The sequence below is a fragment of the Streptomyces sp. NBC_00986 genome, from assembly GCF_045162565.1.
Taxonomy (GTDB): Bacteria; Actinomycetota; Actinomycetes; order Streptomycetales; family Streptomycetaceae; genus Streptomyces.
In genome coordinates, this window is the sequence record NZ_CP108733.1 from 11,133,863 (window position 1) to 11,156,003 (window position 22,141).

General features: G+C 70.7%; 20 protein-coding genes and 1 pseudogene. 11 read left to right on the forward strand and 10 right to left on the reverse strand.

Annotation, left to right across the window (positions count from 1 at the left end; all coding sequences use genetic code 11):
- Window positions 1–27: 27 nt before the first annotated feature.
- The 3 genes from OG504_RS50215 (at window position 28) to OG504_RS50225 (ending at window position 2,466) form a co-directional block, all read left to right on the forward strand.
- A complete protein-coding gene (locus OG504_RS50215; RefSeq protein WP_405995855.1) occupies window positions 28–750 on the forward strand; it encodes a metal-dependent hydrolase in 723 nt (240 codons plus the stop codon).
- 29 nt (window positions 751–779) lie between these two features.
- Complete coding sequence (locus tag OG504_RS50220) at window positions 780–1,325, forward strand: XRE family transcriptional regulator (RefSeq protein ID WP_329551050.1); 546 nt, start codon at window positions 780–782, stop codon at window positions 1,323–1,325.
- 76 nt (window positions 1,326–1,401) lie between these two features.
- Window positions 1,402–2,466 (forward strand): threonine aldolase family protein, encoded by a 1,065-nt coding sequence (locus tag OG504_RS50225; RefSeq protein WP_405995856.1) that lies wholly within the window; start codon window positions 1,402–1,404, stop codon window positions 2,464–2,466.
- Window positions 2,467–2,566: 100 nt separating this feature from the next.
- On the opposite strand, the gene OG504_RS50230 is transcribed toward OG504_RS50225, so the two are convergent.
- From OG504_RS50230 to OG504_RS50245, 4 genes and pseudogenes are all read right to left on the reverse strand, one after another.
- The gene (locus OG504_RS50230; RefSeq protein ID WP_405995857.1) at window positions 2,567–3,967 is read right to left on the reverse strand and encodes a glutamate decarboxylase; all 1,401 of its coding nucleotides are present in this window, start codon (window positions 3,965–3,967) and stop codon (window positions 2,567–2,569) included.
- Between the two features lie 176 nt (window positions 3,968–4,143).
- Window positions 4,144–4,656 (reverse strand): annotated as a pseudogene (locus OG504_RS50235) (carbohydrate binding domain-containing protein); the annotation flags it as partial.
- A gap of 739 nt (window positions 4,657–5,395) precedes the next feature.
- Entirely contained in the window at window positions 5,396–6,421 is a 1,026-nt protein-coding gene (locus tag OG504_RS50240) for a zinc-binding dehydrogenase (protein ID WP_405995858.1), read from the reverse strand.
- 40 nt (window positions 6,422–6,461) lie between these two features.
- Window positions 6,462–7,286 carry an IclR family transcriptional regulator gene (locus tag OG504_RS50245; protein ID WP_405995859.1) on the reverse strand — a complete coding sequence of 275 codons (825 nt, stop codon included), beginning with the start codon at window positions 7,284–7,286 and terminating at the stop codon, window positions 6,462–6,464.
- Between the two features lie 47 nt (window positions 7,287–7,333).
- Between OG504_RS50245 and OG504_RS50250 the strand changes: the two genes are divergently transcribed.
- The 3 genes from OG504_RS50250 to OG504_RS50260 all read left to right on the forward strand — a co-directional run bounded on the left by OG504_RS50250 (window position 7,334) and on the right by OG504_RS50260 (window position 10,463).
- Complete coding sequence (locus OG504_RS50250) at window positions 7,334–9,049, forward strand: IlvD/Edd family dehydratase (protein ID WP_405995860.1); 1,716 nt, start codon at window positions 7,334–7,336, stop codon at window positions 9,047–9,049.
- Between the two features lie 131 nt (window positions 9,050–9,180).
- Window positions 9,181–9,753, forward strand: coding sequence for an RICIN domain-containing protein (locus tag OG504_RS50255; RefSeq protein ID WP_405995861.1), 573 nt, complete (start codon window positions 9,181–9,183; stop codon window positions 9,751–9,753).
- Between the two features lie 134 nt (window positions 9,754–9,887).
- Window positions 9,888–10,463 carry a hypothetical protein gene (locus tag OG504_RS50260; protein ID WP_405996621.1) on the forward strand — a complete coding sequence of 192 codons (576 nt, stop codon included), beginning with the start codon at window positions 9,888–9,890 and terminating at the stop codon, window positions 10,461–10,463.
- A gap of 132 nt (window positions 10,464–10,595) precedes the next feature.
- Here OG504_RS50260 and OG504_RS50265 read toward each other — a convergent pair whose 3' ends face one another.
- The 3 genes from OG504_RS50265 to OG504_RS50275 form a co-directional block, all read right to left on the reverse strand.
- The gene (locus tag OG504_RS50265; RefSeq protein ID WP_033280953.1) at window positions 10,596–11,618 is read right to left on the reverse strand and encodes a DNA-directed RNA polymerase subunit alpha; all 1,023 of its coding nucleotides are present in this window, start codon (window positions 11,616–11,618) and stop codon (window positions 10,596–10,598) included.
- Window positions 11,619–11,957: 339 nt separating this feature from the next.
- Window positions 11,958–12,440, reverse strand: coding sequence for a hypothetical protein (locus OG504_RS50270; protein WP_405995862.1), 483 nt, complete (start codon window positions 12,438–12,440; stop codon window positions 11,958–11,960).
- The gene (locus OG504_RS50275; protein WP_405995863.1) at window positions 12,341–13,672 is read right to left on the reverse strand and encodes an ABC transporter transmembrane domain-containing protein; all 1,332 of its coding nucleotides are present in this window, start codon (window positions 13,670–13,672) and stop codon (window positions 12,341–12,343) included. The genes OG504_RS50270 and OG504_RS50275 overlap by 100 nt, the downstream gene beginning before the upstream one ends.
- A gap of 357 nt (window positions 13,673–14,029) precedes the next feature.
- Here OG504_RS50275 and OG504_RS50280 point away from each other — a divergent pair, with 357 nt between their 5' ends.
- Window positions 14,030–14,413 carry a hypothetical protein gene (locus tag OG504_RS50280; RefSeq protein WP_405995864.1) on the forward strand — a complete coding sequence of 128 codons (384 nt, stop codon included), beginning with the start codon at window positions 14,030–14,032 and terminating at the stop codon, window positions 14,411–14,413.
- Between the two features lie 28 nt (window positions 14,414–14,441).
- Here the strand turns inward: OG504_RS50280 and OG504_RS50285 are convergent, their stop codons facing one another.
- Together OG504_RS50285 and OG504_RS50290 are read right to left on the reverse strand one after the other, a co-directional pair.
- The gene (locus OG504_RS50285) at window positions 14,442–15,365 is read right to left on the reverse strand and encodes an NADP-dependent oxidoreductase (RefSeq protein WP_405995865.1); all 924 of its coding nucleotides are present in this window, start codon (window positions 15,363–15,365) and stop codon (window positions 14,442–14,444) included.
- A gap of 3 nt (window positions 15,366–15,368) precedes the next feature.
- Window positions 15,369–15,857 (reverse strand): nuclear transport factor 2 family protein, encoded by a 489-nt coding sequence (locus tag OG504_RS50290; RefSeq protein WP_405995866.1) that lies wholly within the window; start codon window positions 15,855–15,857, stop codon window positions 15,369–15,371.
- 113 nt (window positions 15,858–15,970) lie between these two features.
- On the opposite strand from OG504_RS50290, the gene OG504_RS50295 reads away from it, so the two are divergent.
- On the forward strand, window positions 15,971–16,810 hold the full coding sequence (locus tag OG504_RS50295) for a LysR family transcriptional regulator (RefSeq protein ID WP_405995867.1): 840 nt from the start codon (window positions 15,971–15,973) through the stop codon (window positions 16,808–16,810).
- Window positions 16,811–17,361: 551 nt separating this feature from the next.
- Window positions 17,362–18,879, forward strand: a complete 1,518-nt coding sequence (locus tag OG504_RS50300) for a hypothetical protein (protein WP_405995868.1) — start codon at window positions 17,362–17,364, stop codon at window positions 18,877–18,879.
- Window positions 18,880–19,334: 455 nt separating this feature from the next.
- On the opposite strand, the gene OG504_RS50305 is transcribed toward OG504_RS50300, so the two are convergent.
- Entirely contained in the window at window positions 19,335–20,309 is a 975-nt protein-coding gene (locus OG504_RS50305; protein ID WP_405995869.1) for a ScbA/BarX family gamma-butyrolactone biosynthesis protein, read from the reverse strand.
- 110 nt (window positions 20,310–20,419) lie between these two features.
- Between OG504_RS50305 and OG504_RS50310 the strand changes: the two genes are divergently transcribed.
- Together OG504_RS50310 and OG504_RS50315 are read left to right on the forward strand one after the other, a co-directional pair.
- Window positions 20,420–21,082 (forward strand): ScbR family autoregulator-binding transcription factor, encoded by a 663-nt coding sequence (locus OG504_RS50310; RefSeq protein WP_405995870.1) that lies wholly within the window; start codon window positions 20,420–20,422, stop codon window positions 21,080–21,082.
- A gap of 318 nt (window positions 21,083–21,400) precedes the next feature.
- Window positions 21,401–22,081: an SDR family NAD(P)-dependent oxidoreductase gene (locus OG504_RS50315; RefSeq protein WP_405995871.1), complete on the forward strand. Its 681-nt coding sequence runs from the start codon at window positions 21,401–21,403 to the stop codon at window positions 22,079–22,081.
- Window positions 22,082–22,141: the final 60 nt, after the last annotated feature.

Sequence of the window (22,141 nt, forward strand, 5' to 3'; positions counted from 1 at the left end):
CCTCCTCTGGTTCGGTATAGTGAACGCATGGTTCACTCGATCACGGATTCTCGGGTCGGCGCACAGATCAGCGCCTACCTCGACGACACCTACCTGGAACAGGTCGACACGCGCGTGATCGCGGTCGGCGAGACGGACGGGGCGCCCTGGGCTGCCGTAGAGCACTGTCTGTTTCATCCGCAGGGCGGGGGACAGCCCGCCGACCGGGGGTGGTTGGGGGATGCGGAGGTCGTGCCGGTCCGGGAGCCGGAGTCGGGACTCGTTGTGGCTACGGCGGCTGAGGGCGGTGATCTTCCGGACCTCACCGTGGGGGAGTCGGTGCGGGCTCGGATCGATCTTCAGGTCCGCATGCTGCATGCCGCGCTGCACACGGCCGGGCATCTCGTCGAGGCGGTCGGGCGGACGCAGGGGTGGGAGATGGCCGGGAGCATCCACTTTCCCGGTCAGGCTCGGATCGAGTTCCAGGCGCCGGACGCGGACGCACGGCTGGCCGACCCGGACGGGCGGGAGGAGGTGACCGCCGAGCTGCGCGCCGCCGTCGCGGCCGCGGTCGCCGATGATCTGCCCGTCTCCGCGCGGTACCTCCCCGATGGGCGGCGCGTGGTGCATCTCGGCGCGCTGCACTCCGCACCGTGCGGCGGCACGCATGTGCGCAGCCTCGGTGACCTGGCCGACGTGGTGCTGCCGACGCTGAAGGTCAAGAAGGGCCGTATCCGCGTGTCCTACACCGCGACCCACCGGAGCCGTTGATGACACCCCCGCCGTCCGGCCGTCGGCCGGTGAGCAGTACCGCGGCCGCGGTCGGCGCGAAGATCCGGCTGCGCCGTCAGCAGCGCGGGATGAGTGCCGCGGAGATGGCCCGACGGGCCGGGCTGAGCAAGGCCACCCTGTCGCAGTTGGAGGCCGGGAACGGCAATCCCACGATCGACACCCTGGACGCCATCGCGATCGCCCTGCGCATCCCGATCGCCGACCTGCTCGCGCGCGACGCCGACACCGGGCCGGTCTTCCGGCCGGGCACGGACATCGAACCCGGCGAGGTCTCACGGGAGTTGCTACGCCGGATCAGCAGCGGCAACAGCCTGGAGATCTGGCGGCTGCGCATTCCGCCGGAGACGGAGCTGGCCGGCGTACCGCACGCCACCGGCACCATCGAGCACCTGCTCATCGCCACCGGGCACGTCACCGCCGGCCCTGTCGACGCCCCGCAGGACCTCGGCCCCGGCGACATGCTCGCCTTCGCCGGAGACGCCCCGCACTTCTACCGGACCGGCGCCGAGGAGGTCGACATCACCGTCGTCTTCGCCTCACCCATCAGTACCTGAGGCACCGTCAGCAGAGGCCAAGACCTCATCAACAGCCAAGACTTCAGCAGTACTTGAGACCGAGGAACCCCCGCTCATGAGCACCTCCGCCATCGCCACGACCCCCTCCAGCCGCGCCTTCATCAGCGACAACATGGCCGGGGCGTCCCCGGAGATAGCCCGCGCCGTCGCCGACGCGGCCGCCGGGCAGGTCCTGCCGTACGGCAACGACCCGTTCACCGACAGCGCCCGCCGCAGGCTCGGCGAGATCTTCGAGCGGGACGTCGATGTCTTTCCCGTGTCCACCGGGTCCGCCGCGAACGGCCTGAGCCTGGCCGCCCTCACCCCGCCGTGGGGGAGTGTGCTCTCCCACCCGGACAGCCACATCAACACAGACGAATGCGGCGCGCCGGAGTTCTTCACCAACGGGGCCAAGCTCGTCGGTGTCCCGGGCGCCGACAGCAAGATCGACCCCGACGCGCTGCGGGCAGCGGTACGCCGGCGGGCCGGTGACGTGCACAGTGTGCAGCCGTCCGCGGTGAGCATCAGCCAGGCCACCGAGAGCGGCAGCGTCTACACCCTGGACGAGATCCGCGAACTGTCCGCCATCGCCGAGGACGCGGGCCTGCGCGTCCACATGGACGGGGCGCGCTTCGCCAACGCGCTGGTCCAACTCGGCGCCACCCCGGCCGAGATGACGTGGAGGGCCGGCATCGACGTGCTGTCCTTCGGCGCCACCAAGAACGGTGCGATGACCGCCGACGCCATCGTCTGCTTCGACCCGGCCCTCGCCGGTGAACTCGCCTTCCGCGCCAAGCGCGCCGGGCAACTCGCCTCCAAGATGCGCTTCAACACGGCCCAGATCGACGCGTACCTCACCGACGACCTGTGGCTGCGCAACGCCCGCCAGGCCAACGCCATGGCCACCCGCCTCGGCGACGGTCTCAAGTCCATTGCCGGGGCGGGCCTGTTGGCCACCCCGCAGGCGAACATCCTCTTCTGCCGCCTGCCTCAGCCGGTCACCGAAGGACTTCTCGCGGAGGGCTACGCCTTCTACCACGACCGGTGGGAGCCGGGCATCGTCCGCTTCGTCACCGCGTTCTCGCACAGTGCCGACGACATCGACCAACTGCTGGACGCGGTCCGCCGCCACACCCACTGACGGGTGTCGCCGCGGACCGCGTACCGACCGACGCGCAATTCGGCGCAGGGAAAGGTGAGTTGGCCGCCACGGAGGTGCGGCGGAGAGCGGAGGCGTGTCGTCAGGCCGTGACGAGCGGCTGGTGCGGCGGCGCGAGCGTCGGACGGGTCTCGTGGAGGTTCCTGGTGACCTCGGTGAGGTTCGCGATGAACATGCCGGCGAGTTCGGCGGTGAACCCGGTGCGTACCACCAGGCGTAGGACGGAGACGTCCTGGCAGGGCGCGGGGAAGTCGTACGCGGGCAGGTGCCAGCCGCGCGCCCGCATCGCGTGGGAGACGTCGAACACCGTGAAGCCCCGCGTGCCGGGCGTCAACCGGAAGGCGAGCGCCGGGAGTTCGGAGCCGTCCGTGATCAACTCGTAGGGTGCGATGCCCTCGATGCGGGCGGCGAGCGCGCGGGCCGTGCTGCGGCTCTGGGACGCCAGATTGCGCAGCCCTTCGACGCCGTAGCGGAGGAAGCTGTAGTACTGCGCGACGACATGCGCGCCCGGGCGGGAGAAGTTGAGGGTGAAGCTGGGGGAGCTGCCGCCGAGGTAGTCGACCTCGAACACCAGGTCGTCGGGGAGGGCTTCGGCGTTGCGCCACAGGGCCCAGCCCAGGCCGGGGAAGACGTGGCCGTACTTGTGCCCCGACGTGTTGATGGAGGCGACGCGTTCGAGCTGGAAGTCCCACATGAGGCCCGGGTCGAGGAACGGGGCGACCATCGCGCCGGACGCGCCGTCGACATGCACGGGGATGTCGGTGCCGGTGGCGGCCTGGTAGCCGTCCAGGGCCATGCAGATGTCCGCGACGGGCTCGTAGGAACCGTCGAACGTCGACCCGAGGATCGTCACCACGCCGATGGTGTTGTCGTCGCAGTAGGCGGTGAGGGTGTCGGCCGTGAGGTGGTAGCGCCCCGGCTCCATCGGGACGTAACGCGGCTCCACCTCGAAGTAGTTGGCGAACTTCTTCCAGCACACCTGGACGTTCGCGCCCATCACGATGTTCGGGCGCGCGGTGTCCTTGCCCTGGGCGCGGCGGCGCTCCTGCCAGCGGCGCTTGAGCGCGAGCCCGCCGAGCATGGCTGCCTCGCTGGAGCCGGTGGTCGAGCAGCCGCGCACCTGCTCCGCGTGCGGCGCGTGCCACAGCCGGGCGAGCATCCGTACGCAGCGCTCTTCCATCGCCGTGATCTGCGGGTACTCGGCGCGGTCGGCGAGGTTCTTCTCGGCGGTCTCCGCCATCAACTCCCTTGCCTGCGGCTCCATCCAGGTCGTCACGAAGGTGGCGAGGTTGAGGCGCGCGTTGCCGTCGAGCATCAGCTCGTCGCGTACGCGGCGGCAGACCAGGTCGGGCTCCGACGCGAACTCGGGCAGCTCGTCGACGGGCTGGAGGAGGTCGACGGCCGGCGGGAGACCGCCGGCGCGAGAAACGGTCAGGGTGTCGAACTCGGCTTCGGGCATGACGTCGGTATGCGGGATGGGCATGAGTGTCTGGATGCCTTTCTGGTCCGTGCGGCCCCGTGCACTCCGACGCTAGATCGCCGAGCGGTGCGGCGTATGTGCCGATTACACCGATCCAGTGATCGATTTGCGGACTGATGAACTGGATTTTCCCTTGTACATACTGGGCATTACTTTTTGCGGGGCTGGGCTTGCCCACCAGTGGGGCTCTGACCTGGGGTTCGCGTGGTCGGCCCGTTCAGGGTGATGTCGTCGGCGTAGTACGTGCCCTGTGCGTACCAGCCGTGCACATAGATGGTCGCGCTGGTCTGGGACGCGCCTGTGGTGAAGGAGACGGTCAGCGGGCTGTAGGCGGAGGGGGACGTGGTCCAGGTGGAGGTGCCGCCGGTCACGCCCAGGTAGACGTAGGAGCCGCGGACCCAGCCGCTGAGCGAGTAGGTGGTGTCCGGCCGTACCGCGACGGTCTGGTCGCACTGCGCGATGTCGCTCGAACTCACCCTGCCCTGAATGGCTTTGGAGCCCGCGTGGACGGGGGAGGCAACGATCGAACCCGGGTTGCCGGCGCAGCTCCACGGCGAGACGCCGCCCGACTCGAAGCCGGGGTTGGTCAGCACGTCGGCAGCACCGGCCGCGCTCGGGGCGGCCGACGTAGGAGCGGGCGAGGCGCTTGCCGGGGGTGCGGCCGGGGTGGCCTCGGTAGGGCTGGGGATCAGGAGCGAGCAGCCGAATCCGGCGACGGCCGCCGCGGCGACCGCGATCACCACGGCCGCCCGGCGCTGACCGGGCCCCAGCCGCGGGCGGTCCACCGTGCGCGGCGGCCGGACGCCGCGGCCGTGTGCGGGGAGGTCCTCCGTCCTGCCGCCGGGGACGGGCGGGAGTTCCTCCGTATCGCCTGTGTCGCCGCCGGTCTGGGTGTGCGGGACAAGGACGACCTCGGTCGTGTGGGTGCGGTAGTCCTTGTCCTGGCGTATCTCTTCGAGCAGTTGGGCCAGCGCGTCGGTGCGGCGCGGGCGCACCACGTGGATGGGCTCCAGCGCGGTGCGGTCGTCCGGTGTGTCGGATGCGGGAGGTGTGGACACGGTGCTCTCCTTCCGTCCCGTGGCGGGGACCGGATCCGTCCCCGCGGAATGGATACGCACCGCCCGCGCCGGAGGTTCAGTCGGCGCTCCAGGGGGCGTCGGTCCGGCAGAAGCGCAGAGCCCGTACACGGGGAACCGGCCCGCTTCCCTCCTGGCCGGCCTCTACCTGTGTACGGAGAGCGGTCCGCCGCCGGGAACCTCGCGGCCGCCCTCTCATCCTGCTCCAGGGGAAGGCGCTACCGATGCTCTGTGCGGCCGTACTGAACTCGCCCTGCGGCGCTCTCGCCCTGCCCGGCGACACCGACATGGCGATCGCCGGCCCGACCTCAGCACCTCACCTCATCTTCCCGCCGGTTGACGGAGTCGTACGGCATCAGCCCGACCGCGGGTCGACATGGATCTTCGGCCCCGGCCCGGCCCCGGCCGGACGCTCACCCGCGAGGACGGGCCCGACCTCCTCCAGCCCGACGGTCGCGGCGACCAGCGGTCTCGGGTCGACGGAGCCGTCGGCGTACGCGCGGATGGTGTCGTCGAGGCCGGGGGAGGCGGACAGGATGCCCACCGCGGTCACGTCCTTGAGCACGAGCGTGCGGGTGTCGATCCTGCTGGGTCCACCGGCCAGCCCCACGTACACGAGCCGTCCGCCCGGCTCGACCGACTCCAGTGCCAGACCGGGCAGTTGGACGGCGTTGGAGGCATCGACGACCGCGTCGAACGGCAGGTCCGGGAGCGACCCCTCCGTCCACATGTGCCCGAAGCCCAACTCGCGGGCGAAGGCGGGGGAGTTGTCGCCACGGCCCATCAGGTGCACCTCGGCACCGGCGGCCCGCAGGAACATCGCGACGAGCAGCCCGATGGTCCCGGGACCCAGCACCAGAGCCCGGTCGCCGGATCCGACCGCTGCGGCCCGTGCCGCGCGCAGGGCGTTGCCACCCGGCTCGACCAACGCGCCCAGCACGGCGTCCACGGAGTCGGGCAGGACGTGCAACGACGAGACAGGCATGGCGAGTTGCTCCGCGAGGGCGCCGGCCCGCTCCCCGCGTATGCCCACCTCCTGCCGTTTCTCGCACACGTGCTGGTGACCCCGGCGGCAGCGACGGCAGACACCGCAGCCGAGCATGGTATCACCCATGACCCGTCGCCCCACCCACACCGGGTCGACCCCGGCGCCCACCGCCGCGACCCGGCCGGACCACTCGTGCCCGAGCCGCATCGGGTAGGAGGAGTGCCCCTGGTGGAGGTAGGCCATCGCGCCGGTGTAGAACTCCATGTCGGTGCCGCACACGCCGACCCGTTCCACGTCGACGACGGCCTCGCCGGGTGCGGCGACCGGTGCCGGGACGTCCTGAACGGCGTACTTTCCGGGGGCGGTCAGTACGAAGGCACGGATCAGGCGCACGATTCGCTCTCCAGGTCTCCAGCGTCGGGTCGGCGGGGTTTCAGGGGTGCGGTTCGCCCAGCGGCCCGAGTGCGGCACGGAACTCGTCGAGGGCGTCGAGCAGGACGGACAGAGGTGTCCGGTAGGCCAGCGCGCTGACACTCACGGCACCGGAGGGCTTTGTCGGGGAGGTCGCGTACACCGGCAGGGCAAGGCAGTTGACCCCGATCTCGTTCTCCTGGTCGTCGCAGGCGAAGCCCCGGACGCGAACGGTGCGCAGGTCCCGGTGCAAGTCGTCGGCGGCGCACAGGGTTTGGGGTGTACGGCGTTCGAGCGGGGAGTCGCCGATCCAGGCCTCGACATCTTCGAGGGTGCCCAACTCGTGGGCCAGCAGCAGCTTTCCGACGCCGGTGGCGTGCGCGGGGTTGCGGCCGCCCACGGTCGAGGTCAGCCGGACGGCACCGGTCGGCGGATCGACCTTGGCACGGTAGACGACCTCGCGCCCGTCCAGGACCGCGTAGTGCGCGGTCTCGCCGAACCGAGCCGCCAACGCGTCCAGCAGCGGTCGTAGCCGCACGTGTTCGGGACGGGCTTCGTGGTGGGCGAAGGCCATGCGGAGGAACTCGTCGCCCAGGACGTAGCGGCCGCGGTCGTCCTGGGCGGCGAGACCGGCCCGGCGCAGCGCGCCCAGCGCCCGGTGCACGGTCGGCTTGGGGCTGCCGATCACGCGGGTCAGTTCGTCGAGGCCCACTCCGCCGGAAAAGCGGGAGAGTTCCTTGAGGACGGCGAGGACTCGGTCCGAACCCACAAGTCGGCTGCTGGCGAGGCCTGTTGGACCCTCGTCGCCGAGGTCTGTCGGTGCGTGGTGCGGCTGCGTATCCTCCATGGCGTTCCAGAGATTAGACCGTCGTGTCGATTGTCGGAAGGCGCCCCATGGTGAGTCTCCGCAGTGCGCAGTGGTACGAGGGCCAGGACCGCAACGCCTACATCCACCGGGCGTGGATGCGACGCGGGGTTCCGGACAGCGCCTTCACCGGGCGCCCGCAGATCGCCATCGCCAACACCGCCTCGGACCTGACCCCTTGCAACGCGCACCTGAACGAGGTGGCAGCCTCGGTGCGCAACGGGGTGTACGAGGCGGGCGGTGTCCCGCTGGACCTGCCCGTGGTGTCGCTGGGCGAGACCCAGGTGCGGCCCACGGCGATGCTCTGGCGGAACATGGCGGCGATGGCCACCGAGGAGATGCTGCGGGCCAACCCCCTTGACGGCGTTGTCCTGTTGGGCGGCTGCGACAAGACGATCCCCTCGCTGCTGATGGCCGCCGCGTCGGTGGACCTGCCCGCTGTCGTGGTGCCCGGGGGACCGATGCTGACCGGGACGTTCCGGGGTGCGCCGCTGGGCTGCGGTACCGATGTGTGGCGGCTGTCGGAGGAGGTCAGGGCCGGCACGCTCTCCCAGGAGGACTTCACCCGGTCCGAGGCGTCGATGATCCGCAGCCGGGGGCACTGCAACACGATGGGCACCGCGTCGACGATGGCCGTGGTGGCGGAGGCCCTGGGCACGGTCGTCCCCGGGGTGGCGGGTACCCCCGCCGTCGACAGCCGGCTGCTGGCGGCCGCCCATGACACCGGCCGACTGGTGGTCGACATGGTGGCGGCGGACCGGCGACCCAGCACCTTCCTCACCAAGGCGTCCTTCCACAACGCGATCGTCGCGCTGGCCGCCGTCGGCGGGTCGACCAACGCGGTCGTCCACCTGCTCGCGATCGCCGGACGGCTCGGTGTCGACCTGACCCTCGACGACTTCGACCGGATCGGCTCACGCGTGCCGGTCCTCGTGGACCTCCAGCCGGCCGGCCGCTTCCTCATGGACGACCTCCACCGCGCCGGAGGCCTGCTCGCCGTGTTGCGCGAGGTCCGCGACCTGCTCGACCCGGACGCCCTGACCGTCACGGGCGAGCCCCTGGTCAACTACCTTGCCGACGCCCCGATCTGGGACCCCGAGGTCATCCGCACTCGCGCCGAACCACTCGTCGCCGAGGGCGGCATCGCCGTACTGCGCGGAAACCTCGCACCCTCCGGCGCCCTCGTCAAACCCGCGGCGGCCTCGGCCCACCTGCTGCGGCACCGGGGCCGGGCGGTGGTCTTCGACAGCATCGAGGACTTCCACGCCCGCGTCGACGACCCGGCCCTCGACGTCGACGCCGACTCGGTCCTCGTCCTGCGCGGCTGCGGCCCCAAGGGTTACCCCGGCATGCCGGAGGTCTCGAACATGCCCCTGCCGAAGAAGCTCCTCGAACAGGGCGTCCGGGACATGGTCCGCGTCTGCGACGGCCGGATGAGCGGCACGGCGTACGGCACGGTCGTCCTGCACGTGGCACCGGAGGCCGCGGCCGGCGGACCGCTCGCCCTCGTGCGCACCGGCGACTTCATCACCCTGGACGTGCCGGCCCGCCGACTCGACGTCGACGTACCGGACGCCGAACTGGCCCGCAGAACACCCGACTTGGCCACCCTCACCGGCTTCGCCGCCCCGAAACGCGGCTGGGAACGGCTCTACGTGGACCACGTGTTGCAGGCCGACACGGGCGCCGACCTCGACTTCCTCGTCGGGTCCAGCGGGTCGGAGGCCAGCCGTGAATCGCACTGACACGACGTACCGACAGCGGTGGCCGGTCCGTTGAGCGGAACAGGGGGCGACGGTGCGCTGTCGGCGGAACACGCTGTCCACGAACTCGGGGACATCGGGTTTCCGGTCGACGGTTCCTAGGAGTCACGACGATGAAGGTCCGAAACAGGATCACCGTTCTGGCAGCGACGTTGGTGAGTTGCGCGGGCATGCTCACGCTGGCGACGGGGGCAAGCGCCGCCACGCCGACCGCGGACTCCACGCCGGGCGTCTCCGCCCGCGTCGCGGCCGCGGCGGCTGCGAGCAGCTATCACACGATCAGGAACATGGCCTACGCCCAATGCGTGGACGCGCCCGGCGGGGTACTCAACGTCAGACTTCAGCTGGCCAACTGCAACGGTTCCAGCACCCAGAACTGGGCGTTCGTGTCGACCGGTGCGGCGGACACCTACTACCTGGTGAATCAGGCGAGTGGGTACTGCGCCGAGGTCAACAACGGCACCAGCGTTCCGGGAGAGGCCGTCGACGAATACCTCTGCGACGGGCTGGCGTCGGAACAGTGGGTCGAGACCGCCGCGATCGTCGACCAGAAGGTCGGCGCGAAGTTCAGGCACGCGGGCACCACTCTGTGCCTCGACACGGTCAGCAGTACCGGCAGCCAGCTCATGCAATGGAGTTGCGACGACGCGCACCCGGCCGCGGCCCAGGTGTGGACCGTGAGCTAGGCCGTTACCGACAGGCCTGCCGAGTACCGTTCGGCAGGCCTGATCAGGCGAACGCGGTTCGCTCCGGTCGGCTCAGCCGACAAACGCTTTGCCCGTGCCCCGTCCCGTGCCGGAAAATTCTCGGCGTGGAGGACATGGAACCCAGCGAAGAAGAGACACCGGACGGCCTGTTGGGCTGGTGCCTGGTGGCCAACGTGGCGCGGGAAACCGCGCACGGCGAGGGCGGACTCGACATCCAGCACGGCACGAAGCACTTCCGCACAGGTGCCCTGCTGTGGATCCCGCCCGTCCCCTGGGACCCCGGCTGGGGTCGCTGGCCCGCAGTGGGCCGACACCGCGGGAACAGCCGCCGGTACGTCAGCATGGTCGTGCGCGCGGAGCATCTGGAGAACTTCAGGGTCAAGGGCGTCTACAGCGAGGCTCTCGTCCGCAGCCTCAACGGCTACCGGCACGACCCGGCCGCCCCGCGGACCCTGCAGAACCCGTGGACGCGCGAGCGGGCCCAGAGCTGGGCGGACAGCCGCAACAGCAACCGGGAGCCGCTCTTCATCGAGGGCCACCCCTACGCCCACCCGCGGATGTCCGTCACCAACCCGCCGCCGGCGGAACTCCAGATCGACGGTGAGACGCTCCACCTCGCGCACTTCGGCACCAGGGGAGCCCGCTACAGCCGTACGCCCCCGCCCGTGGAATGGACCCCCGAGCCCTGAAGCCGGACGTCCGACAGTCCAGGGGGTGTGCGCCGACGCGGAGCCGGCCGGGGTTTCCCTCCGGGCCGGGAACAGTGTGGAGGTGTCCTGTCCCCGTCCGCGAAGTGTCACCCCGGCCGGCGCAGCGCGGCATCAGTACTGCTCGGTCTCCACGAAACCGGCGTCCACGTCGTCGTCGGCACCGTAGGTGTCGGCAGCGGCGGACAGGTTCAGTCCGGGCGGGCTGTCCTTCAGGCCGAGGCCCATGCCGGCCAGCTTCTCCTTGACCTCGTCGATGGACTTCGCACCGAAGTTGCGGATGTCCATCAGGTCCGCCTCGGAACGCGCCAGGAGCTCGCCCACGGAGTGGACGCCCTCGCGCTTGAGGCAGTTGTAGGAGCGGACCGTGAGCTCCAGCTCCTCGATCGGCAGGGCGAGATCGGCGGCAAGGGCGGCGTCCGTCGGGGACGGGCCCATGTCGATGCCCTCGGCGTCGATGTTGAGCTCACGCGCCAGACCGAACAGCTCCACCAGGGTCTTGCCGGCGGACGCCATGGCGTCACGGGGACGCATGGCCTGCTTGGTCTCGACGTCGACGATCAGCTTGTCGAAGTCGGTGCGCTGCTCGACACGGGTCGCCTCGACCTTGTACGTGACCTTGAGCACGGGCGAGTAGATCGAGTCGACCGGGATACGGCCGATCTCCTGACCGACCTGCTTGTTCTGCACGGCCGAGACGTAGCCGCGACCGCGCTCGACGGTCAGCTCCATCTCCAACTTGCCCTTGCCGTTGAGCGTGGCCAGGACGAGATCGGGGTTGTGCACCTCGACACCGGCCGGGGGCGCGATGTCGGCGGCGGTGACCAGACCCGGGCCCTGCTTGCGCAGGTACATCACGACAGGCTCGTCCTGCTCACTGCTGACGACGAGCTGCTTGATGTTGAGGATCAGGTCGGTGACGTCCTCCTTGACGCCCGGCACGGTGGTGAACTCGTGCAGCACTCCGTCGATGCGGATGGACGTGACCGCCGCACCCGGGATCGAGGAGAGGAGCGTACGACGCAGGGAGTTGCCAAGGGTGTAGCCGAAGCCCGGCTCCAGCGGCTCGATCACGAACCGGGAGCGGAACTCGTCGACGACCTCTTCGGTCAACGAGGGGCGCTGAGCGATCAGCATGCGGTGTTGCCTCCAGTGGTTTGGCGCCCGCTATGTGACGCCGTAGACACCACGAAGCCTACGGGGCGGCGCGGGCTATACGGGCTCCGCCGTGGCCGAACCGCCCGTCTCCCTGACCTGGCGGGGAGACTTCGGGCTGTTTGCAGCCGCCCGCCACCCCCACCCACAACCCGTTTCCGCCTTGCCCATGTCCTCAGCACTCGGGTGCGCGGGACGGGCAGGTATGGATGTGAGGTCAGGATCGGCTGATGTCGTGGTCATGGAGTATATGCGGCTCCAAGATCGCATCGATCAGGGCGGGGTCGTGCGGAGCCGAGCGGGACGGGGGATGGTGCCTGGTCACTCGGTGCCGCGTTCCCAGGCGGCCCACGGACGGGCGTAGACCCGGCCCGCCGACCGCGGCTCGTCGGGGCGTCCCCGCTCGACGACCCTGCCGTCGTCCATCACGACCACGATGTCGGCGGTGGCCGCCTGGGAGAGGCGGTGGGCGACGACGACCGCGGTACGGCCCTCGGCCGCGGCGAGGGCCGCCCGGTCGAGGGCCTGGGCGGTGTCGCTGCCGCCCTCCGCCGTGGCCTCGACCATGACGACCACCTCGGGGTCGAGCAACAGGACGCGGGCCAGGGCGAGTTGCTGTATCTGGCGCGGGGTGAGACCGACGCCTCCGGTGCCGACCGGGGTGTCCACGCCGTCCGGGAGCGCGTCGATCCACCCCGTTGCTCCTACGGCGGCGAGGTCCGACGCGGAGGCGTCACGGCGGGCGATTCGGAGATTGTCCGCGACGGTCCCGAGGAACAGGTGGTGTTCCTGGGGCACCAGCATGATCCGGCGCCGTTCGTCCGGCGTGCCGGTGGCCAGGTCGGCGGTGGGATGCCGCCGAGGGTGACCCGACCCGAGGACGGGAGACGCAGACCGGCGACGAGGCTCGCCAGCGTGGACTTGCCCGACCCCGTGGCGCCGACGATCGCCAGCCGCTTCCCGGCGGGCAGTTCGAGCCGGACGCCGTGCAGCACGTCGGGGCCGGTGCCGTAGCGGTGGTGGACGTCGTGCACGACAAGTGCCGTACCTGGACGGTCGATCGGCCCCTGCGGACGTTCGTCCGGGGCGCGGCCTCCCGGCGTGACGCGGACGATCCTGGCGAGACCGGCCGCCGCCTGCTGCACACTGTCGAAGCTGCCGAGCATCAGGTTGACCGGATCGAACAGCCCCACGAAGAACAGCGCGGCCGTGGTCGCCCCGCCCGCGTCGGCCTGCCTCGAGTGCACCAGGACGAACGCGGCGACCAACACCGCGCTCAGGCCGAGGAGTTCGGCGCCGTTGAGCCGGTCGGAGAACCGGGTCACCGCGTGCGTGGCCCGCAGTTCGTACGTCATCGCCTCCGCCGAGGCCTCTTCCACCCGGGCATGGCGGCGGCGTCCGTCGGCGGTGCGGCCCGCCGCGTGGAGCGGCTGCGAGGTCCGCAGGTACCAGTGCAGGGCGTACGCCTGGAGTGGCACCGCGAGGAGCGCCGCGAGCGCGAACCGCCAGTCCAGGGCGGCCAGTCCGACGAGGGTCGCGGCGATCGTCAGCGCCGCCGCGACGAAGGCGCCCAGCGCTCCGGACGCCACCTGAGACACCCGGTCCACGTCACCGGAGACCCGGGATACCAGGTCGCCGGTGCCGCCCGCCTCGACGATGTCCACGGGCAGGGCGAGCGCGGCCGTGACGGTGTTCTCGCGCAGCCGGGCGGCGACGGGCTGCACCAGGCGGGCCGGCAGCACGGCCGCGCACCAGCCGGTCACGGCACCGGCCGCGGCGGCCCGCGCCAGAAGCAGCACCGGACCGACCAGCGCGCCGGGGCCCGCCGCGGCGATGGCCTGGGTGATACGGCCGATGGCGGTCGGCCCGGCAAGGGCGAGGGCGCTGTCGATCCCCAGAGCGGCGACGGCGGCCCACAGCACGAGCCACCGGCCCTGAAGCACGTCCCGAAGTCGGGCCCGCGTCTGCCGAGCCATGGCCACCGGCAGCACCGGCGCCGGGGTGAGGGGCTGATGGGTGCCGGGTGCGCTGGTCATCGTGCCGTGGTCCTGGGGGTGTTGGCGTGCGCGGGAGGTGGACTGGCGCTGGGTGCGGCGGACTCGGGGTGTCCGGAGGGGTGGGCGGTGGTCGGTGGAGTGGGGCTGGGGTACGCGGTCGTTGGGCCGGTGCTGGAACGAGTGGCCTCGGGCTGCCCGGGAGTTGGTCCAGTGCTCGGGGTAACAGACGTGCCGGGCGCGGGAGATGGGCCGATGCTCGGTGCTGTCGTCTCGGAACGTGCGGGTGTCGGATCGGTGTTCGGTGTAGTCGATCCGGGGCGCGGGGGTGTCGGATCGGCGCCCGGTGCGCTGGTCTGGGGATGCACGTATGGCGGACCAGTCCCCGGTGTTACGGCCTTGGGCTGCGGAGATGCGGACAACGGCAACTACTGGATCCCCGGCGCCGATTCACCGGTCGGAGCGATCCTGACCGAGCTGGGCGTACGGTTCGCGTCGGCGACCGCCTCCGTCGCCGAGGGCGCCACCAAGTCCGTCTCGTACGAGCGGGCGGACCTGCTCAAGGACGCCGACTACGTCGTCTACTGCACGAACAACGACGGTTCCCCCGCCAACAACATCCAGAAGCTGTTCGCCCTCCAGGCGTTCAAGGACCTCCCGGTGACCAAGTCCCTGCACCTGGTGGGTACTTCGGACTTCCTGCCGGGTTCCTACTCGGACGCCATCGGCGTGATCGACAGCCTGGAGAAGGCCCCGCACACGTGGAGCCTTGTCGGCCGGTGACGATCCGCACGGGACCGGAGCCGACGGGTCAACCGATCTCGACGACGACCTTGCCGGTGATGTTCCCGCCGGCGAACGCACGCTGCGCCTCGGCGGCCTTCTCCAGCGGGAAGACCGCGCCGACGCGCACGGAGAGCAGACCCGCCTCGGCCAGTGCGGTGACCGCGGTGAGGTCGGCACGGTCCATGCGGGCGAAGACGTCCGTGGAGCCGGGAACGCCGGGTTCGGCGATGGACGCGAGCCTGCCGCCCGACCGTGCGGCCCCCGCCGACGCGACGAGCGCACCGCCGCCGATCGTGTCGAACACCGCGTCCACACCCTCCGGGACCAGCCCGAGCACCCGGTCGGTCAACCCCTCGCCGTACACGACCGGTTGGGCACCAAGCGCACGCAGATAGTCGTGATCGTCGGCCGATCCCACACCGACGACACGCGCGCCCCCGGCCACGGCGATCTGCACGGCGACGGAACCCACGCCCCCGGCAGCCCCGTGCACGAGCACGCTCTCGCCCCGCCGCACCGCGAGCGCGTGCACCACACCCTGGTAGGCGGTCAGCGCGGCCAACGGCAGCCCCGCGGCCTCGGTGAACGACATGGTGCTCGGCTTGCGCACCACGCCGCGCACATCCGCCGAGACCAGTTCGGCGAACCCGCCGTGCGCACGCTGCACATCGCCGCGGACGTACGCGATCACCTCGTCGCCCGTCGCGAACTCGGGCGCCCCGGGCCCGGACCGCTCCACCACACCGGCGATGTCCCAGCCGGGCACCACCGGGAAATACGTCTCCACGGCACTGTCCAGCGCCCCCGCCTGGATGGCGGCGTCGGCACGGTTCAGCCCAGCGGCCTTGACCCGGATCAGCACCGAGTCCACGTGGGTCTTCGGCTCAGGAAGCTCGGTGAGTTCGAGGACTTCCGGTCCGCCGTAACGGCGGTACACGACGGCTCTCATCGCTCAGGCCCCCGGGATCGCCATCGGCATGTCCACCAGGACCCGGTGCGCGGTGATCTTCCACTCCCCGTCGACGCGGCGCAGATCAGTGTCGTAGTAACCGGACTCGACGGGCCGGACCGTTCCCTGCGCGCCGAAGACGCCCTCGGGCCAGCCGCCCGCCGGGCGGGCGGTGGCGCTGACCTCGAAGACCACGAACTGGGCGTTCATGTGTGCCCGGTCGCCGTCGACCTCGATGAGGTGGTCCGCCGTGACGTGGTGACTGGAGCCGCCCTCGGGGTGCGGCGCCATGAAGTTGTCGACCGCGTACTGCACGCCCGGACCGCCGACGATCGGCTCGCCGACCGCCTCGTAGGCGTCGAGGCCGGTCTTGGCGAAGATCTGGGCGGTCGCGTCGTCGGTGAAGAGGGCCCCCTGGCTCTTGCCGTCGCGTCGGTCGGTGGCGCGGACATAGCGGGCCAGGACCTCCTGGACCTTGCGCTCGTCGCTCATGCTTCGCACGTTCCCTTCGTGTCGCTGATGTGAGTACTGCTCCTGATCCGAGTGGATCACTGAGCACGGGCGCGAGCTATGAGCGTTCCGGAAAGGATGGATACCCTGAAGGTATGGATCGTCTGGAGACCCGCGAACTCGCCTACTTCGTCGCGGTCGCCGAGGAACTCCACTTCGGCCGCGCCGCGGAGCGCCTGGGCATGGCCCAGCCCCCGCTGTCCCGCGCGATCAGCCGTCTGGAGCGCCGGATGGGGGTACGGCTGCTGGAGCGCACCAGCCGCCGGGTCGCACTCACCGACGCGGGTGCCGTGTTCCTGGACGAGAGCCGACGGCTGCTCGACTCGCTCGACGCGGCCGTACGGCGGGCCCAGCGCGTGCGGCAGCCCGGCCGGCTGGTGATGGCGGTACGTCCCGGCACCGCGTCCGGGCTGATCGCCGACCTGGTCCGCTCCGCCGAGGTCGGCAACCACGATGTCCTCTTCGCACACGACCGCCCGGCCGCCCTCAGAGACGGCAAGGCCGATGTGGCGCTGCTGTGCCTCGGCACCGACGACCTCACCGGGCTGCGCACCGCCGACCTGACCGAGGAGGCACCCTTCGCGCTGGTCCCGCGAGACCATCCCCTGGCCCGGCGCCCGACGGTGACGGTCGCCGAGCTCCGCCAGGACGCGAACTTCGACCCCGAGTGCCCGCCGCTCGGGCTCGACGAGATCCTCGACCGGGTCGTGCTCGGCCGCCTGGTCACCGTCGTGGGTTCGGGCGCCGCCGAACGGATCCCCGCCGAGGTGGCCGCAGTACCGGTGTCCGACCTGCCGCCCACTCGCCTTGCCCTGGCGTGGCCGGAGGAGACACCCCGCCCGGCCGTCACCGCTTTCGTACGCTCGGCCCGCGCGACGGAGGCACGACGGGTGCTGGACGCGAAGGACGTCATTCGCCGGTCATCGGCCTCTTGAGAGGGGCCTCACGTGGTGAGTTCCGCGAGCTTCTTGCAGCAGGTGAGGGTGGCTGCGAGACCGAGGAAGGCGAGGAAGTGAGACTCCTTTCGTTTGTGGCGGTACCGGCCGAGCCGCTCGCTCGCTTCGATCGGATCAGCGGCTTGAGGGGCAGGCTGTCGTGGGTGTTCGCACCGGACACCGCGATGGCAGGGGGATGACCTGGGCCTTGGACAACACGTGCAGCTTGCTGCCCTTCTTGCTGCGATCGACCCGGTTCGGCCCGGTCAACGTGCCCCCTTTTTTTGGCCCGGACCGAGGCGGCATCGACGATCGCCGAAGCCTCGTTCAGCTCGCCCCGCGCACCGAGTTCGTCCAGGACTGCCCGGTGGATCCGACGCCACAGCCCCGCCCGGGTCCACGCGGTGAACCGGCGATGGGCCGTCGCCGGCGGGGCACCGAACGTCTCCGTTCGCCAGGTATCGCGCTGCGCGACTGTCCTGGCGTCCCGCCAGCTCGTTGGTGTCAGAAAATCCCGAGCTCATCATTCACGCTCCGGGCAGGATGCCTCTGTGCATCACATCCTGTGCGGGCTCGCCGCCAATCCAGCCCTGTCGTCCGAGCTGGTCGACCGGCTGATATCCATCGCGGACGTCGACATCGCCACGGACCTCGCCTGTCGCGCGGACCTCAGCCGCGCACAGGCGGTCGCGTTGGCCGAGCGTGTCGACGAGAGCGCGGTGCAGCTCGCGCACGAGGGTCGGCTGACCGCCGCCGACGTCGATCCCTCTGTCTGGCCGGATGCCGCCCTCGCCCTGCTCGACCGCGGTGTCGGCCGCCCAGAGTGGGCGCGTCTCCTCGCGGCGGACCCGGTCCGTGAGCGCCGGGAGAAGCTGGCAGCCTGCCCCGGCCTGCCGTCCGACGTGGTGGACACGCTCGCGGCGGACCCGGACGTACGTGTCGTCGCCGAACTCGCGTTGTGGACCACCCCGGACGTGGCCGCGAGGCTCGCCGCGCATCCGCACGCCGAGGTGCGCCGCGCGGTGGCGGGCAACGAGGCGACGCCCCCCGCCGTACTGGCGGCGTTGGTGACCGCAGAAGGGCTGCCTGCGGCGCGACGCTGCCTGGTCTGTGACCGCGAGGAGACCCCCTTCGTTCACGATCCGCAGTGCCCACGGCTCGACTGCGATCTACCGCCGGGCGCCTCCTGCGACGGCTCCCACGAGTCCACCGTCCATGACATGCGGGAGGCGGCGCTGCGTAACCCTGCCACCCCCGTCGAAGTCGTCGTCGGCTTCGTGGACCATCCGTCGATGCTGTTGCGCTGGGCGCTCGCCGCCCGCCAGGACCTGCCCCGGCAGGCGTGTGCACGGCTCGCCTCGGACCCCACTCCCGGTGTCCGTGCCGACCTTGCCGAAAATCCCGCGATCGACGATGCCCTGATCCGTGCGCTGGCCGGTGACCGTGACCCCGACGTGCGCCGCAGCCTTGCGCACCATCCCCGCGTACCGCTCGACGTGCTCACCCACCTGGCCCGAACTGCCAGGATCGGCAACACTCTTCTGCCCCGTATTGCCGCCTCTTCTCGCGCCGAGGTCGAAGAACTGGCCAAGTCACCGGACCCGGCTGCCCGAATGCTCGTGGCCCAACTGCGCAATGTGCCACCCGAGATACGCGACCGACTGGCCGACGACCCCGACGCGAAGGTGGTCAAGGCCCTCGCTCCGCACCCCGGTCTCACCGAAGCGCAGTTGCGTGCCATGGTCGACCGACACGGCGTCCGTGTCCTGGCCAAGGTGGCGACCAACCCGGACGCGCCCCCGGCCCTGCTGGAGGAACTGGTCCGGCACCGACCAACGGTGCAAAAGGTGTTCCGTGAGGTTGCCCGACATCGCGGGGCAACGGCCTCGGCGCTGCTCGTCTGCCTCGCGGACGAACAGGCCAGACCCATAGCCGCCGGCCATCCAGCACTCCCGCCGCCGGTCATCGTAGAGCTGCTCGCCGACGCGGACCGGCGAGTAGTGGAAGCAGCAGCTGCCAACCCGTCTCTGCCGCCTGCCGTGCTGTCCGATCTGGTGTGCCTGCAGTGAACGCCTCGCCCGCCGGGTCGACAGTGCGTGAATATGCCCCAACTGTGGCTATTCGTCCGGCTGTTCGGTACAGAATCCGCTTCTCGAGCCGCATTCCGCCCCAGCGGCAGACGTCCCCCGAGGAACTCATCGCCGCTGCTCAGGGAGCCTGCTTCACGATGATGCTGCCCACGTCCTCAGGGAGGCCGGGACCTCGCCGAGCAGTGTGACCACGGAATGCGACGCGAGCAACGCTGTCCCGTCAGCGAGGCGTTGAGCGCGGTTCCGTCGAATGTGCAGACGGTGCTGGTCTGATCGCGAGCGAGTGCGCTCGTGAGCGGTGGGTGCACCGCATCGTGCTGTGCGACGGGCGCCCGTCCTTCGAGCGGGCAGGCGTCCATCGCGGGCCGTCAACGGGTGGGAAGGCGCGGGGCTGTTGAACGGGGTGAACGTCAAGTCGCGACCCTGACGGCGAGTTACCCCTTCGCCGCGAACGACAGCGTGCCGGATGCCGTCGTATCGCCGCCCTGTGTGACCTGGAAGGCCCAGCCCCCCTCGGCCGGTGCGCACTCGACGTGGACGGGTGCGTTCCACTCGGTGAAGCGCAGGGCTTGCATGTGGCAGCCGTTCAGTCGGCCCGGGGAGGCTCCTGCCAGGCAGGCCGCCTGTCGGGCCGCTTCCAGGAGGACCATGCCGGGGACGTGGTCGCTGGGGTGATCGAAGAAGCGCGGGTGGCGGAGGTCGGCGGGTGCCACCAGCAGGGTTCCGGAAGGGTCGCGGACGAGCATCACGTCGCCGGGGGAAGGGGCCGACACCTCGGTGTGTGAAGGGCGCCGATGCACGGTGTCCGGGACGGGGTCGGCGGCGGCGTTCGAGCCGCGGAACGTCTCGTACTCCTCCCCGGACAGGACGCGGACACGTCCGAAGGCCGAGCCGAACTCCCGCCCGGCGGCCGAGAATTGGATCCGCACGTTCAGCGCGACCGGCCAGGGAACGCCGTCGACGTGGCGTACGTCGTGCGTCTCGGCCCGGCACAGCACATCGGTGGCGCCGTAACCGACCACCGGTTCCGCGCTGTTGTCGAGCTGGAAGCCGACGCTTCTGATGACCGGCCTGCTGGTGCTCGGGGCGCCGAGGAAGCGCTGGCAGATGTACAGGCCGACCTGGCGGATGGTCTCGGCGGCGAGCATCGGATCGTGCCGCTCGCCAAAACCAAAACCGGATCCGGAACCGGAATCGGAGGCGATATCGGACGTGGCGGATGCGGCGTACGAGCGCGGCCACTGCGCGGCGAGGAGGAAACGGCCGTCGGGCAGCGCCCGGGCATCGGTGAGCAGGACTTCGGCGACCGCGTTCCGGTGTACGAGGGTCCTGGACACGCAGCTGTCCCAGCTCAGCGCCAGCTCTTCCGGGTCGGCTTCGGGACGCGCGAGAGAAGGTGATTCAGTCATAAAATAATAGAAGCTATGGTTCTCCGGCATCGGTACGGGAAACGGGCGGCCTGTCGGCTAGATTCACCGGAAAAGACGATCCGGCACGCAGGACAGGGACGACCGAGAATATGCAGGAACGTGCGGAAGCCACCCGACGGGCTGTTCTGGCGACGGCCGCGGTGCTGTTCGAACAGCATGGGTACGTCGGTGCGAGCATCAGCGACGTGGCGCGTACGAGCGGGTACACCAGCGGGGCGATCTATTTCCATTTCGGCAGCAAGGAAGGGCTGGCCCGGGGTGTCCTGGAAGCCCATTTCGCCGAATGGCCGCGATATGTCGAGCGCTGGGAATCCCAGGAGGGTCCGGTACTCGACCGGTTGGTGGGCCTGAGCCTCGCCGTGGCCCGGGAATTCCGTGACAACGTGATCGTCCGCGCCGGCAACAGGCTCTGGAGCGAGCGCAGAACCATCCCCGTCTCCCTGCCCCGGCCCTTCGTGGGGTGGATCGACGCGGCCTCCCGCATGCTGGCCGCCGCCGAGGACGCGGGGGAACTCGCCCCCGGCGCCGACGTCGAGCGCGCCGCACGCGTCCTCGTCTCCAGCTTCTTCGGGGTGCACACGGTCTCCGACGCACTGGACGACCGCCGCAACATCGAGGAGGCGGTGAGCGACCTGTGGATGCTGCTGCTGCCCGGGTTGCAGGCGGCGCCGGCGGACCCGGCGAAGTGTCTGGAAGGGGCGAGGAAGTTGTTGGGGGCCACTCGGGGGTGGCCTGCGCCGAGTACGAAATGAAAGAGCCCGTGATCCGCCTGGGCGTCGCCTGACCGAGGCGATGCTGCTCCCGCAGTGCACGGCCACCCGCTCAACACCCTTACCGCCGGCGCGAGTTCGATCGGGGCAAGTTCGATCGGCGCGAGTTCAAGACGCCGCAGCAGCCCATCGGTCCTGACCTGACCGCGCCCGTCATCGCCCCCTCTGCTGCGCGCCCCGCCGCCGACGTGCCCTGCCCGCATCAAGCAGATCACCGGAATCCGGTGAGGACCGCTCACCTGCCCTCCGGCAAACCTGGGGTGCAGGGACCACGGCAACACCGGGCAAGGAGGCGGTCTCATGAACGAGCGTGTGGCGGTGGTGGTCGGCGCGGGCGGTGGCCTGGGTCTCGCCACCGCGCTGGTACTCGCGGACGCCGGATTCAGCGTGACGGCGGTCGACCGTACGGAGAAGGCGCTGGACGAACTGCCCGACGGCATCCGCCGGGAGGTGGGCGACGCGACCGACCCGGCCGTGGCCAGGAGCGTCATCGACCGGATCGCCACCGAGTCCGGACCTCCCGAGGTACTGGTGAACACCCTCGGCGCGTTCCGCCCGGGAGACGCGCTCGCCGCGACCCCCGAGGACCTGCGGGTCATGCTGGACGTCAACCTCGGCGCCGCGCTGTGGCTGAGCCAGGCGGTGGCGCCGTACATGCGTCGGCGCGGCGGAGGCGCCATCGTGCACGTGTCCGCCCGGCCGGCGAGCGAGCCGACCGCCGGTATGGCCGCGTACAGCCTCGGCAAGGCGGCGCTCAACCACCTCGTCCGCATCCTCGACCTGGAACTGCGCCCGCACGGCATCCGCGTGAACGCCGTGGCGCCGCAACTCCTCGGCACGGCCAAGAACCGGGCGGTGCTCCCTCCGGAGGCGCTGGCCCACGCCGTCCCGCCGGAGGCGATCGCGAACGTCATCGCCTTCCTCGCCGGAGACCTCGCGGCAGACATCAGCGGGGCGATCGTGCCGGCCTACGGCGCGTAGCCCGGACAGGTCCCACACCCTGCACGCCCCGCGGCCCCCTCGTAAATCTCCATCCCCGTA